At 55.5% G+C, this 13,798-nt stretch carries 12 protein-coding genes; 4 read left to right on the forward strand and 8 right to left on the reverse strand.

Going from position 1 to position 13,798, the window contains the following annotated elements; all coding sequences use genetic code 11:
- Positions 1-284: 284 nt before the first annotated feature.
- Positions 285-593 carry a PA4575 family protein gene (locus ACZRMO_RS21835; protein WP_124527788.1) on the forward strand — a complete coding sequence of 103 codons (309 nt, stop codon included), beginning with the start codon at positions 285-287 and terminating at the stop codon, positions 591-593.
- 3 nt (positions 594-596) lie between these two features.
- Here ACZRMO_RS21835 and ACZRMO_RS21840 read toward each other — a convergent pair whose 3' ends face one another.
- Complete coding sequence (locus ACZRMO_RS21840; RefSeq protein ID WP_463974193.1) at positions 597-2,420, reverse strand: hypothetical protein; 1,824 nt, start codon at positions 2,418-2,420, stop codon at positions 597-599.
- 161 nt (positions 2,421-2,581) lie between these two features.
- Between ACZRMO_RS21840 and ACZRMO_RS21845 the strand changes: the two genes are divergently transcribed.
- Positions 2,582-3,070, forward strand: coding sequence for a TIGR00645 family protein (locus tag ACZRMO_RS21845; protein WP_005791582.1), 489 nt, complete (start codon positions 2,582-2,584; stop codon positions 3,068-3,070).
- Between the two features lie 15 nt (positions 3,071-3,085).
- Here ACZRMO_RS21845 and ACZRMO_RS21850 read toward each other — a convergent pair whose 3' ends face one another.
- Positions 3,086-4,519 (reverse strand): ArnT family glycosyltransferase, encoded by a 1,434-nt coding sequence (locus tag ACZRMO_RS21850; protein WP_463974194.1) that lies wholly within the window; start codon positions 4,517-4,519, stop codon positions 3,086-3,088.
- 144 nt (positions 4,520-4,663) lie between these two features.
- A complete protein-coding gene (locus ACZRMO_RS21855; RefSeq protein WP_463974195.1) occupies positions 4,664-5,161 on the reverse strand; it encodes a hypothetical protein in 498 nt (165 codons plus the stop codon).
- A gap of 1,256 nt (positions 5,162-6,417) precedes the next feature.
- Here ACZRMO_RS21855 and ACZRMO_RS21860 point away from each other — a divergent pair.
- The gene (locus ACZRMO_RS21860; RefSeq protein WP_463974226.1) at positions 6,418-6,633 is read left to right on the forward strand and encodes a hypothetical protein; all 216 of its coding nucleotides are present in this window, start codon (positions 6,418-6,420) and stop codon (positions 6,631-6,633) included.
- A gap of 79 nt (positions 6,634-6,712) precedes the next feature.
- Here ACZRMO_RS21860 and ACZRMO_RS21865 read toward each other — a convergent pair whose 3' ends face one another.
- From ACZRMO_RS21865 to ACZRMO_RS21885, 5 genes are all read right to left on the reverse strand, one after another.
- Complete coding sequence (locus ACZRMO_RS21865; protein WP_463974196.1) at positions 6,713-7,153, reverse strand: EcoRII N-terminal effector-binding domain-containing protein; 441 nt, start codon at positions 7,151-7,153, stop codon at positions 6,713-6,715.
- The gene (locus ACZRMO_RS21870; protein ID WP_463974197.1) at positions 7,150-8,967 is read right to left on the reverse strand and encodes a DEAD/DEAH box helicase; all 1,818 of its coding nucleotides are present in this window, start codon (positions 8,965-8,967) and stop codon (positions 7,150-7,152) included. Before ACZRMO_RS21870 ends, ACZRMO_RS21865 begins: the two co-directional genes overlap by 4 nt.
- Positions 8,960-9,784 carry an HNH endonuclease gene (locus tag ACZRMO_RS21875; RefSeq protein WP_463974198.1) on the reverse strand — a complete coding sequence of 275 codons (825 nt, stop codon included), beginning with the start codon at positions 9,782-9,784 and terminating at the stop codon, positions 8,960-8,962. Before ACZRMO_RS21875 ends, ACZRMO_RS21870 begins: the two co-directional genes overlap by 8 nt.
- Positions 9,785-9,786: 2 nt before the next feature.
- On the reverse strand, positions 9,787-11,415 hold the full coding sequence (locus tag ACZRMO_RS21880; RefSeq protein ID WP_463974199.1) for an ATP-binding protein: 1,629 nt from the start codon (positions 11,413-11,415) through the stop codon (positions 9,787-9,789).
- A gap of 110 nt (positions 11,416-11,525) precedes the next feature.
- Entirely contained in the window at positions 11,526-12,023 is a 498-nt protein-coding gene (locus ACZRMO_RS21885) for a very short patch repair endonuclease (protein WP_463974200.1), read from the reverse strand.
- A 286-nt stretch (positions 12,024-12,309) separates the two neighbouring features.
- Between ACZRMO_RS21885 and dcm the strand changes: the two genes are divergently transcribed.
- Positions 12,310-13,746 (forward strand): DNA (cytosine-5-)-methyltransferase, encoded by a 1,437-nt coding sequence (gene dcm / locus ACZRMO_RS21890; RefSeq protein WP_463974201.1) that lies wholly within the window; start codon positions 12,310-12,312, stop codon positions 13,744-13,746.
- Positions 13,747-13,798: the final 52 nt, after the last annotated feature.

Consider the following 13,798-nt stretch of genomic DNA (forward strand, 5'->3'; position numbering starts at 1 on the left):
TGGGAGATGTCGAGCTTTAGCGAGACTTCGAAAGCGGTGTGTCAGTCAATACATTTGCTGGCCGAAACACCGCTTTCGCGAGCAAGCCCGCTCCCACATTGGACCTGCGTTTACATGTCATGAAATTGACTCGGGTTTGGGGCCAACGCCCGTTGGTCCCTACAACCTTGGTTTCTCGCGGTTTTCTTCTATTCTCTGCTCAAGGGATCTCCACAGGAGTCGCAGGATAGAAACAGCCTCGCCGAGCGTTGAGGTTGAACACCGATCTACCGAGGGTCGCCGCCATGCCGCGCAGCCTTTGCCTTACCCGCCAGTGCCTGGGCCTGGTCACCCGTATCGAATGTTCCATTCGCCCTCTCGCCGGGGATAACGGGCTGTGGACCTTGTTGTTTGCCGCCGGAATGACCGGTGAACAGCCGTCCACCATCAAGTCACAAGGCCCGTTTCATGGGCCGTTCGTGGCAGAAACCATGCTTGAATCAATCGTCGACAGCCTCACGCTGCATGGCTATGAGCAGGCCGGCGATCCGCAGATCTGGAGCCTGCACATGCAGGCCCATCTGCGACAGCTCAATGGCGACACCCATCACTGAGCGCTATTTGCTCTCGGGCTTGTCCAACTTGACCTCGAAACCGTACTGCACGGTGTCCAGGTCGGTGCGCTGGTAGCTTTCCAGGATAGTCGGCTGGCCGTAGAAATAGTGCACGTCAAACATCGCCGTGCCGTATTCCTCGGCGCGGTGGCTGACGCCGAGGATTTCCTTGAGGTAATTGCCGCTGGCGTCCTTGGCATAGAAGCGCCAGCTGTCGGCGGGAAACTCTTTCTGGTCAACCACCAGCGCGTTGTCCTTGAGCGACAGGCCTTTGGGCAGCTTGGCGGTGTCAATCGTGGCTTTCTCGATGGTGGCCAGGAACAGCGGGATCGAACCGACCACAAACGCCGGGTTTTCCGGGAACAGGTTGAGGTCATAGGTGAGGGTGCCGCGAGCCGGGTTGAGCTCGAAGGCTTCCGTCGGCAGCTCGATGGGCTCGCCGCGCTCGCCCTTGTCGTCGGCGGTGAAAAAGGTGATGGGCGCTTCGCTGCTGTTGCGTTCGGCGCCGACCAGGTCGTCATTGAAGGTGAACGGGTGGTCGAACACGATATGCGCAGCGCTGGCGTCTTCGGTGGACTGGCTGATGGTGACGCTGTTTTTCAGTTGGTCTTCGGTCAGGGTCGCGTCTTTCAGCCAACTCGCGGCACCGTCGTCGTATACCGTGACGGGCATTGGCAAGGCTTGCACGGTTTTTTGCAGGCTGTTCTTGTCGAAGCGCAGTACCGGCAGGTCGAGGTCTTTGCGGGTGAGCGTGGCCTTGGAAAAATCCAGCACGCTGATCTGCAGGTTATCGATCACGCCATTGAAGTAGACCTTGGCGTAATGGCTGCTCTGCTTGTGTTCGAAGTCTTTTTGTTGGTCGACGAGCTTTTTCTCGAAGGCCTCGGACCAGGCCGTCTGTTTTTGCATCTCGGCCAATTGTTTCTCGTAGAACGCCACCTGTGCGGCGCTTTCGTTGATCGAGCCCGAGCGTGTGAGAAATTGCCCGGTGCTGTCCCGCGCCTCGACCAGCAGCGGGTTGGGCGACTCGTCACCAACCTCCGGGGCCAGGGGCGCGCTGTTGCTCATCTCGATCTCGGCGTAGTTCTTTTCCAGCAACAGCAGCTTGAGGGTGACGGTGCCTTCGGTACGTGTGCGCCCGACGTCCTGTTTGCTCAGGTCAAAGTTCAGGACCTTGCCCGGCGCGACCACTTCCACCGTGCCTTTGAGGTTGACGGGCTGCGGTTGGCTTTTGTTTTCAGTCTCGATGCCGTCGATGAACGGGTAGGTGACGGTCAAGTCATCGGGGTTGGTCAGGTTGGAACTGCTGGGGCTCAACTGGATGCCGGGGTCGGTTTCTGACCATTCCGGCTGGAAGGGGATGACTTTGTTGTTGCTCAACGTTACCGACTGCCATTCCAGCCCATGGGGGAACGGGAACTGGTCCGGGCTGTTGAAGCTGAAGGGGAAGACCGGCTGCAAGTCCGTCAGGTAGTCGGAATGGGAGGCTTTGCGCAGTACGAAAAGGCCATTGATATAGGTGTCCACCAGCGCCTGGGGCGTAGGGTAATGCGTTAGCAGGGCGAGGGAGTTTTCACCGTATTCGGCTTCGATGGGCTTGTCGGCGAGTTTGACCCGCGCCCGTTCCAGCAACAGCAGCGAACCGCCAAGGTCGGCGATGGCGTCGCGCAGCTTGGGGTCCTGGATGCTGTCCAGGGATTGTTCGAACTTAGCGGTTTTCTCTTCGAGGGTGGCTTGCTTCTGCTCATCTTTGGGGGCGCAGCCGCTGGCCATCAGCAACACTGCACACAGGCCGAAGCTGGCCAAAGGCGTTCGCACATCCATCATCTGAGTTTTCCTGTCCGACGTCATCGAGCCGATTTAATGGCCTCGACACTAGCAGAAAAATTCTCTTACAGATGCGCTCAGGTCAGTTTTCTCGCGGTTACAGGTGTTTGGTAGCGGCTGGTATACTCGCCGTCATTTCTAGCCCCGCTGTGTGAGATCCCATGGAACGCTTTATCGAAAATACTATGTACGCCTCACGCTGGCTGCTGGCGCCGATCTACCTGGGGCTGTCCCTGGGCTTGCTGATCCTGGCGTTGAAGTTCTTCCAGGAAATCATCCACGTCATTCCTAATATTTTCACCATGCTGGAAGCAGAAGTGATCCTGCTGCTGCTGTCGTTGATCGACATGGCGCTGGTCGGTGGCCTGCTGGTGATGGTGATGATCTCGGGCTACGAGAACTTCGTCTCGCAGCTGGATATCGATGAAAACAAAGAAAAGCTCAACTGGTTGGGCACCATGGACTCTTCCTCGTTGAAGATGAAAGTGGCGGCGTCCATCGTGGCGATTTCCTCGATCCACCTGCTGCGCATCTTCATGGATGCCAAGAACGTCGATCCACAGCACCTGATGTGGTACGTGATCATTCACATGACCTTCGTCGTCTCGGCGTTTGCCATGGGTTACCTGGACAAGCTGACCAAGCACTGATGCACCGCGCCAGCCTTATTGCTCGACGAAGTAGTAAGGCTGGCGGCCGATCGCCATCTCCTTGATCACCTTCACCGGCTCATTCAGCCCTTTGGTGTGATCCGTCAACGCAACGTTGCCGGGTTTGGCGGTAAGGAATGCGCGCAACTCGGGCTCGGTTTGCAGGAGCGGCACGTAGCCCTGCATATAGAACACCCCGGCCCCGGCAATCCGCTCGTTCGGCTGAAATATCGCCACCTCTCGACCTTCTGCTTGCAACGCCTGGAGCTGGCTGATCACCGGCACGAACGACTCACGCTTGTCGGCTTTGGGCGCAAACACGCTTGCAGCGACCATATAGCTGGCAATCAGTACGGCGAATACACCGCCGATCGCCTGCCGATGGTAGCGGTACAGGCCAGGCTTGCGCGCTTTCAACCATTGCAGCAGGACGAGGCCATACTCCGCCGCCAGCACCGCGGCGGCCGGTGTGAGCGACATCAAGTACACGGTGCGTTTGCTGGAAGCCAGCGTCAGCAGGGTGAACTGCGCCACCAGCCAGATGCAGAAAAACAGGTGGTAGCGATTGCGCACCAGGCTCTTACGGAAATGCCACAGGCCCAGGTACACCAGGATATTCCACGGCAGGAACGCCTCGGGCAGCTTGGCGATGTAGTAGTAGAACGGCTCGTAGTGCCCGGCCTCGACAAACGAGCCACTGAAGCGACCGACGCTGTTGGTCCACAACACTTCGCCGACGGCCTGCATGCCGCCACGCTGGAACAGGAACGCCAGCCAGATCATCAGAGGCACCAAGGCCAGCAGGGTGAACCGCCCGGGCTTGAGCCAGTCGCCGATGCGCAGGCGCTTGTCCATCACACCTGTCACGGCCAAGTACACAAAAATCACAATGCCCGGCATCGCCAGGCCCAGTACACCTTTGCTCAGGGTGGCGATCACCATGCCAGCAGTGAACAGCGCCCATGCGCCGGCCTTGGAGCCCTGGTTTTCCGGGCGCATCGCTTGGTAGAACGCCAGCAGCGCGGTGGTCACGCCAAGGCTGAGCAGCGAGTCTTCACCCACGCCGCGCGCGTTGCTCCAATAACTGGCCATGGTTGCCAGGATCAACGCCGCGCAAAACGCCAAGGTCTGCGGCCGGCCGAACTTGCGCAGCATCCCGTAGAACAGCATCACGCTGAACAACCCGGCGAACGCCGAGGCCAGGCGCACCGCCCAAGTGGTGCCGCCAAACAGGCGAATCGCCCCGGCATCAAGCCACAGGCTCAGGGGCGGTTTTTCCAGGAAGGGCTCGCGAAACAACTGCGGTACCACCCAGTTGTTGTCCAGGTGCATGGCCATCGCAATCCCGGCGACGCGGGCTTCGGTGGAGCCTTGCAGCTCATGGCTGCCCAACGCAAAAAAGAACAACACACAGACAAGCAGAAGCAGCAGAGGAACAGGACGCGTCATGGATTCTGGCTACCAGGGCGGAGGAGCGCTCGGGGAGAGCGGTCATTGCAATGGGCTAGTATCGGTCGGCGATTCTGAATATTTCGTGAACGGATGGGGAAATAGTGAAGGGGCAGTCCCTGCGCCGATCTGGCAACGCAAACGTCAGATGGGCACCGTGCCTATGACAAAGATTCCCAGCGGCCCGCTGAGCTTTTCCACCCGTACCCAACCCTGACGATCAGCGCCGTTTGTGCCGCAGATTTTGATGTCTTTGTGCAATTCCGTATCGAATACGTGGATGCCTTTGCAACTGCGATGGCCTCCTGTTGCGTATTCGTAGGTTGTCGCGCAGCTGCTGAATGTTCTGCTTGTAAGAAGAACGACTACGGCAAGCAGTGCGGACATGACCATGCCACTGGCTATAAGTGAGGCGAAAACAAACTTCATCCGATCCAGCGGCTTTTTACGCAGCAATTCACTCCGCCTGGTGCGCCACTGGTGCAACAGCCAGGCGATTGCCAGCAATGGCGATGAGATCAGGCAGATTTTTTCGGTCACTGGTTTGAAGTGTGCGGAGGGCCAGACAATGAATACCAAGCTCACGATCAGCGCTGCAAGCAGTACGAGGCCAATCAGGTAGGTGTAGGAGTTTCTATTCAATGCGACGCTTGTCCTTGTCGTTAAAGCTTGCTGGCGTTGTGTTCTGGAGGCTGGGGTAATGGGGCTATTGCGGCGGGATATTCTGCGCTGGTGAAGTGGCTAATCCAAATGCGGTGTGGGGGGAATCGATTATCCGCTGAAAAGTGGCGCTCCAAGCCTGCGTAAATGGCCTGGAATAGGGGTGAGCACCGTGGATTATCAACTGACCGCTGGGCGAGAGCTTGGGCCGCTCGCGGAACTCGTGACCCAAGTGTGTCTGGGTCAGCACTACCGTACTCCCCCGCGCCTGATTGGCGCAGACGAACGGGCACCGGCTGGTCTATTTCTCGCTCAGAGTAGAAATCTTTGCGGGCGGGAAATAGAACCAGATTTTCCGCGAAGGACGGTTGTTGTACGGGCGGAGGATGCTTCGAGAATTTGACGATCGCGCGACGCGAGCTGTTTTTTGAATTGCCCCGGATGTCAGACACAAAAAAAGACGTCCGTGAGCGTCTTTTTTTGTTGAAGTGGTGGGCCTGGATAATCTGAGCTAGTTACTTAAGTAATTGATATATAATAGTTTTAACGGTTTATTTTTTTGCTTGGAATACTCTTTGGAATACTGAGCGCCGTTGCAATGATTTAAGGCGTCATAGGTGGAGCAGACGTGGTTCCTCCTGATCCGGAGGACTCAATCACATCCCTTTAACGTTGGGGTCGTTCAATCCCTCCTGCTCTATCAATTCGGCTCTATGTTAGCCCGGTTTGTGGGCGACGTTATTTGTAGGTTGTAGCCTTATTTTATTTGGGTTTCTCGTTGAGATAATTTTTATCCCCCCACTTGTCCCCCCATGTACGCGCTGCGCAGCATGACGCTCAGTACGACGGCCTATTTTAATCATTCGTAATGTAGTGCTTGGGTACAGACGTTAGCGGCTTGCGTTTACCGCGAGGCTTGGTTGGTGAAAAAACCTATTCTGCGGAATCGTCGACAGGCATCGGTGATGCTTTCCACGTTATCGACAAGGCCCAGCTGCGGCGTTGTCGGATCAGCCGTTTGTTCAGACTTACGTCCGAACAGGCAATGACGCAACAGCGCGCTTTTTCTCTTCAAGATGAACAATCCGGCCCTTGTGTGACTCGTCTGCCCCTGCGAGCGTTACGAGCAGCTCACGGGGCATACCGCATCGATCAATGGTGGCCATTGCTATCGAGTGGACCGCGACCGTGATCAATAAGTCCGACACCAGATTAATCCGGAACTTGGGCATAACCGGATTGATGTGGCGCTGTTCCTGAGCGGCGTACTGATCGGATTGAAGGCTACTCAGCAACGGCATCTGCGTCAGACTAGAATCATGCAGGGGGCCATTCCACAGCGATGGCAGCGAAACAACCCTTGGGCTTGGCAGTTCATGCATGTGTGCTGGCTCCTGAACTACTTTCTGAAGGGATATTCTGATTGCTACCGGCTCACGGCCCTACTAGTCTAGAAGCGATTCGTAAACTCCTGATAATTGCGGACTCGCCCCAACATTCAACCATAGGCGTTCGAAGCCAATGGTTACTTAATCAGTAGACCCGCCTCCAAGCTGATTTGATCTTTATCCTAACGCCGTCGCTTTCTTCCTGATTGTCAAGGAGGGCAACGGTTCGCACTACACGGATCTTGTAGGTGCTCGAAGTCCCATTCTTTGATAACTCCAGCTCCTCGCCTTCTCTAGCACCTACTTCGCGAAAGTATTTTGTCATGTAGGTAATGCGATACTCGTTACGGGTTCCGCCGTCATCATGGAGCTTGTTGTTGTAGTAAACGAATCGAAACTTTCGTACGGTGCCTGTTTCGTCCTCACACTCGATCCATATGTCGGGATTCTTGATAGTGGGGTCCAGATGGGGCAAGAACGTAAGTAACTCCCCTTCCGTTCTGGGAACGAGGATGCCGCCTTGATGGCCGCCGGTAGAGCCAACGTCATTGGCACTGAGTCTCTTGCTGAAGGTTCTGTTAGTCATGATCTTTCCGGAGTTATTTCTAAGGCCCGCTTCAAGTCGGTTGCATTTCTGGACGAAACTGGAACACTTTCGTTCGCCAATTCACTTTTCCAGAGTGATCTGTCAATCATCACTTCCTCTACGGTATCTTTGTAGAACAGGCGGTAGATGGTCACGGGCTGTGTCTGGCCACGACGGTGTGCCCTCGCACTTGCCTGGGCCTCCAACGCAGGGTTCCAAACTGGAGTGAAATGGATTACAACCGTAGCAGCAGTGATATTCAGACCGGCACCTGCGGCTTTAGGGTTCAGCACTAAACACCCGGGCCCGTCGTGATTTGTGAAATCGTCAATGATTGCCTGGCGATCTTGCTGGGGCGTCGAACCATTGATCGCCCCCCAGTAAGCATTGGGAAGACTTTGGACTGCCTCCATCAACAGGTCGCCTATCCTATTGAACAGTGCAAACACAATCACTTTTCGGCCGTTAGAGAATGCCTCACGAAGCAGGCTTACAGCACGCTCCATTTTTGGGGTCATGAGAGGGTGTCTGGCTGAGCGGAGGACGCCAGACTCATCACCCTCGTCGTCGTCCTCATCTCTCCGCAGCCAAGGATGTGCGCAGACCAGCTGCAGCTGCAGCGTCGCGACCAAAGCCCCCGCTACAGGGTACTTGGCCAACGTAGCGGCACGTACCATGAGATAATGATCGGCGAGCAAATCGTCTAACTCTAACGGCAGATCGATATTAATTCGTTCCGGAAGGTCACTCGCTACATCAGCCACTCTACGCTTGAGGATGATCTGATCCGTGAAATGTCCAATCGTCTGCGCCGACTCGAGGCTGTCCGGGTAAGTTGCCTCAAATTCTCGTCTCGATCCCAGCAAGCCAGGAATCGCGAAGTCAGCCAGTGACCACAAATCAAGAAGACTGTTTTCCACTGGCGTGCCAGTCATTGGAATGGTTCGCCGGCGCGGGATCGATATGGCTGCATTTCTGCGGTTCGAGTCCGGGTTTTTGATGGCTTGAGCCTCGTCACAAATTACCCAGGACCATTCAAACGACGAGAAAATCGAGATGTCATTGACCATGGTGTCGTAGGTTGTAACGACGATACTTGTCCGCTGGAGCTCTCGATAGATGCCGGCCCGGTTGGGCCCCCGGTGAACCATCACCGTTATTCCAGAGGCGAAGCGCTCGAATTCACGCACCCAGTTGGCAATCAGGCTGGTGGGACAGATTATCAGGGCTGGGGAGTCCGCCTTTGGCGGGTCCATCAGCAATAGGGCAATGATCTGAAGAGTTTTCCCCAGTCCCATTTCGTCTGCAAGGATCAACCCGCCCGTATGCCTTATGGTGTCCCACATCCAACGGACGCCACGCGACTGGTAAGGAAACAGCGTTGCCGTCAGCCCCGGGATTTTTATCTCGCTGTCAAGATTGTCGGCCGCGGCTCTGCCAGCTTGGAGAAATCCCTCGTCGACCTCTACCCGCATGGCTGCATTGGTGTCGCGGACAAGGCTCATTGCTTGGCTGTAAGAAAGGTTGTCGGGCGATGACCCACTCAGCATCTTCTCGAATAGGATGGCTGCATCTCGCGGAAGAGGCCGAACCGTGGTTCCGTCCATGACCCATGCATGGCGATTGCTGGGAGCACGATGCACATATCGGGTTCCTCCCAGCAGCCGCACACCACCAAGCCGCGCGACAATGCTATCCCCAGCCTTGCCGATGATGATTACGGGTTCGATCAGGCGCTCTGAAAGCATGAGGCCTTCCGGTGGGCTTGCCTGCAGTGATTCGAAGGTCTCTGGAAGCTCGACAGCCTTACTCATTACAGGCGCTCCTCAATTCCTTCAGTTCCTCGATGCCCAACGGTATCGGACGCCTTGTATGAAGCGCCCGATGACAGTTGGGGCAAAGTGGTACCAGATCGGTACATGGGTCATAGGGGCGTGGCTCAACAAGCAATGCAACCGGCTCAAGATGGTGGACCTCGATTATCGACCCCGCTTCCCCGTAAGCCCGACGCGGTTCGAGTCCGCAGACCGTGCAGCGCTCTCCGTGGATGCGAATGCACAGAAGCCTGTTGCGCGGATTTCGTTCCCTTCGCTGCACGACTGACTGAAGGATGGCACCTTCGAATGCCGGAACATCATCATTGACTTCCTCTTCGATGACGTCGTATCCGATGAGCTCGGCCATTGCAGCCATCATCGGAACGATCACGTCGCGACAGATGGCTATGATGGCAACGTCTTCATGTGGCTGGTCCTGATCCCGGATTCGTGCGGTCATCCGGAAAGAGCCGGAGGTGACGGTCCAATCGGAGATGTCCTGTCCGGAGATCTCCACCGCGATATCGGACCGAATCGAGGCGATCAGAGCGCGCGCCAGCTGCACGTCCTCCGAGGAAGCTCTGCGGATCTGGCCGATGATCTCTCCTGAGAAGCTGCCAAACGACAGACCGACACTGTGCCCCTTCAACCCGTAGGGCTTAAGCTCGGCAACCGGGCCGTGCTTCTGGTCAAGATCTCCGAACCAGATACGCAGCCCTGATCGACGCCCGCTTTTGTCGACTGCAGCGGCGATCGCAGCCCCGGTTCCTTCTTCCAGTTCCCTCAGGATCAGATCTTTCTTCCCGGCGATCATTCTCAGTTTTCTTCTTCGATTATCAGGTCAGCCGGGTCAGGGTCGGGGACATTGCGCAGGAGTTTGCGCAGGTTGTTCGATATCTCGCTGCGGATATCCTCGAAGATCGGTTCCAGCTCCTCGTTTGTGTTGTTCTGCTCTGCAGCGGCAAACGCCCATAGAAGCAGATCCATGCCCTCCACTGCGAAACCGTTGGAAGCGGCACGTTTGTAGATCTTCTGGTAGAAATCATGGTGCTTATTCAGCAGCACCGCTGGCATATGCCCGCTGTCCCCGGCACTGCGTAGCGCGGGCTGCCAAAGCTCTCCGGTATTGATATCTTCGACCGCATCTACATACACGGTGTCGGGGCTCACATTGCTTTGGACGGCAAGCTTGAGCTTGATCTTCGAGCCCATGTTGTTCGCGATGACTGCTGATTGGGTTGTAGTGTCGACTGATGTCACCTGAGCCTTGCTGGCGCTGCTAGTGTCTGCAATGTTCTTGTTTGCGCTCGTGTGGTCGATCTGACGGACATTGGTCTGCTCGCGATTCTGCCTTCTAGCACGTTTCTCCGCTTCTCTGTAGATCGGCTGCAACAGCTCTTTCAGGCCCTCTTCTAGATCCGGATGGAACAGGATGCGGGACTTCTTGACGTCGATCCGGAAGGCATCATCGAGCTCGTGGCCGAAGTCGAACTCGATCCGCAGCAGCGAGGTGTGCGGCTCATTTGCTCCGAAGACTTCCATCCAGCTGCCGTCCTGAATCAGGCGACCCTCACGGTAGACATAGAAACCTTGGGCTCGGTTGGATATGCGCGCATAGGTTTTTTCCTCATCCTTGGTCATTTCACTGCGGTGGGGCAGAATCCATGCTCGAATGTTCGCAACCTCTTCCAAGCCGTCAGGCATTTCCACCAGGAGCTTCTGCTTTTTCTCGGCAAGGACCTGCTCCGAGCGAGCAGGATAGAAAGGGTTCCAAGGATCGACTGGGATCTGGTTGACGAAAATGGATACGTTGCGCTCCCGATCGTCGGCCTTGTCAAGAAATCGGTGATAAACGAGCGAAAGGTGTTTGACTAGGCTTTGTGCAAGCCGATTGATCGCATCCCGTTCCTTAACGGAACCGGGCTCATAATCCTTGGTCAGGATCCTGTCGCACTTTTCCCAGATCAAAAGGGTCCCTTTGGCGCCGCACAGCTCCTCGAACATTTCCTGCTCATCTGGAGTGACCGGTTCCTTCAGCATCTCCCACTTTTTCTGCTGAGCAACGTGGTCAAGATCCCACGCAAGCTTTGCCAGTTCCTGGTCCGGCCCCTTGCGGGAAATCAGCGTGTACTTGAGGCAGACAGAGCTTGAAGCGGTCTTTAGACCAAGCCCGAACTTGCCGAGACTTTCCGGATTCTCACGTTCCGGGGCTCCGTAACGCATGGCCCGATGGATGCCCTGCGCATCCATGCCATCTCCATTGTCGCCGAAATAGACAAGCTTTCGGCCGTTTTGCCGCAGGGTGATCTCGACATTGACGTGGTCAGCCTTGGCGGCAATGGAATTGTCGATGATGTCTGCAGCCGCAGTCCTAAAGTTGTAGCCAGTATCCCTCAGACCGAAAATCAAGCGGGGTGCATCGGGCTCATTGATCAAATCGTTCACATCGAAATCCTTTTAATTTGCGCTTCTACCGTCAAGTCCCAGCGCCATGAGGATATGCACCAGACGACAATTCGACCCAGTATAATTGCACTCTGCCACTGCAGGCTAATTCACTCGCTTGGCTTTGCATGAAGATATCCTTCAAAGCAGGTGCCGGCTGACGGTGCGGTCGAATTCCCACGAGAAGCCTTACCGGACGACAACAGGCGGAGTTTCTGCTCCAGCCTGTTCAGCGTTTCGGGCTCCTTCTTCAGCTGGCATTCCCAGACAATCAGAACATTCCAGCCAGCAGCTTCGAGAGCATCGATGTGTGCGAGATCCCTCGCCACGTTCTTCTGAAATTTCTCGTTCCAGAATTCGGATCTCGTCTTCGGGGTCGTTGCGAAAGGGCAGCCTGTGTGACGGTGCCAAAAGCACCCATGAACAAAGATGCAGACCTTCAGACGAGGAATCACGATGTCCGGTTTGCCGGGAAGGTCCTTACGGTGAATGCGGTACCGATAACCTTGTCCGTGCAGGAAACGCCTTACGACCATTTCGGGGCCGGTGTCCTTGCCACGTATGGCAGACATCATCTTGGAGCGAGTAGCGGTATCCACCGTGTCCATTTCAGTACCGTACGTATGAAGAGATTTACATTCGGTCCCGCCCTTTCTGCATGGTTCAGGAAACCATGCAGGTAACTACGTAGCCGGCTTGGGTGAGGCACCAAATGAGATAATGGGCTAATTTGGCAAAAAAAGGTTTAGAGTTAAACACTGTATATATGGACAGCTAAAAGGTCTTTTAGGTATATCCTTATTGCCGAAGGTTTCTCCAAAAACTGCTTCACATTGAGCAATGTAGGGATAGAATGGTGATAACGCGTCACAGATATGACCCAGAAGAGTCTTTATGAATTTCGTCGAAAATGAACAAACTTCTTGCCGAGACACTTATAGCCCGCTGGCGGATCGATCCGCCAGCCAGGCCGGGAACGACCTGGTGCTGCTGCAGCAGCTGCTCGAAATCTATGACCAAGGCTTCTTGGCAGAAATACTCAACGAAGCGAGTCCAGGGCATTGGTGCCGCGAGACCATCAACCGATGGTACAAGGGTAAGGCATCGCCGAAGCTCTCGTACGTTGAGCACGCGAGACTGAGTGAGCTGCTGCCTAGAAAGGTCGAAGGCGAGCGCACCTTTACCTTCATCGATCTGTTTGCCGGTATCGGCGGTATTCGCAAGGGCTTCGAGGCGATCGGTGGGGAGTGCCTGTTTACCTCCGAATGGAACAAGTATGCGGTCCGGACTTACAAAGCCAACCACTACTGCGATCCAGCTCGGCATCGTTTCAATCTAGACATCCGGTCGGTGACACTATCTGACAGACCAGATGTCAGCGAGGACGAGGCATACCACAATATTGATATCGAAATACCTGATCATGATGTACTGCTGGCAGGCTTTCCTTGTCAGCCGTTCTCCCTGGCGGGCGTATCAAAAAAGAACTCGCTAGGTCGCAAGCATGGGTTTGAGTGCGAGACTCAAGGTACGCTTTTCTTCGATGTTGCCCGAATAATCGCGGCCAAGCGTCCTGCAGCGTTTCTTCTCGAAAACGTGAAGAACCTCAAGAGTCACGACAAGGGCAATACATTCCGGATTATCTGTGAGGCGTTGGACGAGCTCGGCTACGAAGTGGCTGATGTAAATAGCCTCAAGGGCGCCGATCCAAAGGTCATTGATGCCATGAGATTTTTGCCTCAGCACCGCGAGCGGATAGTACTGGTAGGCTTCAGGCGTGATCTAAACGTCCATCAGGGCTTTACGCTCAAGGACATCGTCAAGCACCAGCCAGCGCAACGACCCTCGTTTGGGGACCTCCTGGACAAGGATGTCGACAGTAAGTATATCCTCACACCCAAGCTATGGGAGTACCTCTACAAGTACGCCCAGAAGCACAAGGAGAAGGGCAACGGTTTCGGTTTCGGCCTGACCGGCCCCAACAGCGTGGCGCGTACGCTGTCCGCCCGCTACCACAAGGACGGCTCCGAAATCCTGGTTGATCGCGGATTCTCGGACAAACTTGAGTTTCATGGTGAGTTGAACCACATGAACCGACCGCGCCGACTCACACCACATGAATGTGCGCGCTTGATGGGGTTCGACAAACCAGGTGAAAGCAACTTTGTGATCCCTGTCTCGGACACTCAGGCCTACCGTCAATTTGGCAACTCCGTAGCGGTTCCTGTTTTCGAGGCGGTAGCACGAATGATGAAGGACCGCATCTTGGCGGCGAGGGCAAAAGTTCAAGACGTGGAGAGGCCGCAGCTGGAGATGGCGCTTCCGGGTTAACTGTCACTGTTTGAGGGCTGGAGTCGTCCATGAAGGGAGTATCAGGAGCTAT

Source organism: Pseudomonas sp. B611, from assembly GCF_055407965.1.

Excerpts from the sequence above, each read along its gene's own strand:
- ACZRMO_RS21835 (WP_124527788.1), top strand. The coding sequence starts at position 285 with ATGCCGCGCAGCCTTTGCCTTACCCGCCAGTGCCTGGGCCTGGTCACC.
- ACZRMO_RS21840 (WP_463974193.1), bottom strand. The coding sequence starts at position 2,420 with ATGATGGATGTGCGAACGCCTTTGGCCAGCTTCGGCCTGTGTGCAGTG.
- ACZRMO_RS21845 (WP_005791582.1), top strand. The coding sequence starts at position 2,582 with ATGGAACGCTTTATCGAAAATACTATGTACGCCTCACGCTGGCTGCTG.
- ACZRMO_RS21850 (WP_463974194.1), bottom strand. The coding sequence starts at position 4,519 with ATGACGCGTCCTGTTCCTCTGCTGCTTCTGCTTGTCTGTGTGTTGTTC.
- ACZRMO_RS21865 (WP_463974196.1), bottom strand. The coding sequence starts at position 7,153 with ATGACTAACAGAACCTTCAGCAAGAGACTCAGTGCCAATGACGTTGGC.
- ACZRMO_RS21870 (WP_463974197.1), bottom strand. The coding sequence starts at position 8,967 with ATGAGTAAGGCTGTCGAGCTTCCAGAGACCTTCGAATCACTGCAGGCA.
- ACZRMO_RS21875 (WP_463974198.1), bottom strand. The coding sequence starts at position 9,784 with ATGATCGCCGGGAAGAAAGATCTGATCCTGAGGGAACTGGAAGAAGGA.
- ACZRMO_RS21885 (WP_463974200.1), bottom strand. The coding sequence starts at position 12,023 with ATGGACACGGTGGATACCGCTACTCGCTCCAAGATGATGTCTGCCATA.
- dcm (WP_463974201.1), top strand. The coding sequence starts at position 12,310 with ATGAATTTCGTCGAAAATGAACAAACTTCTTGCCGAGACACTTATAGC.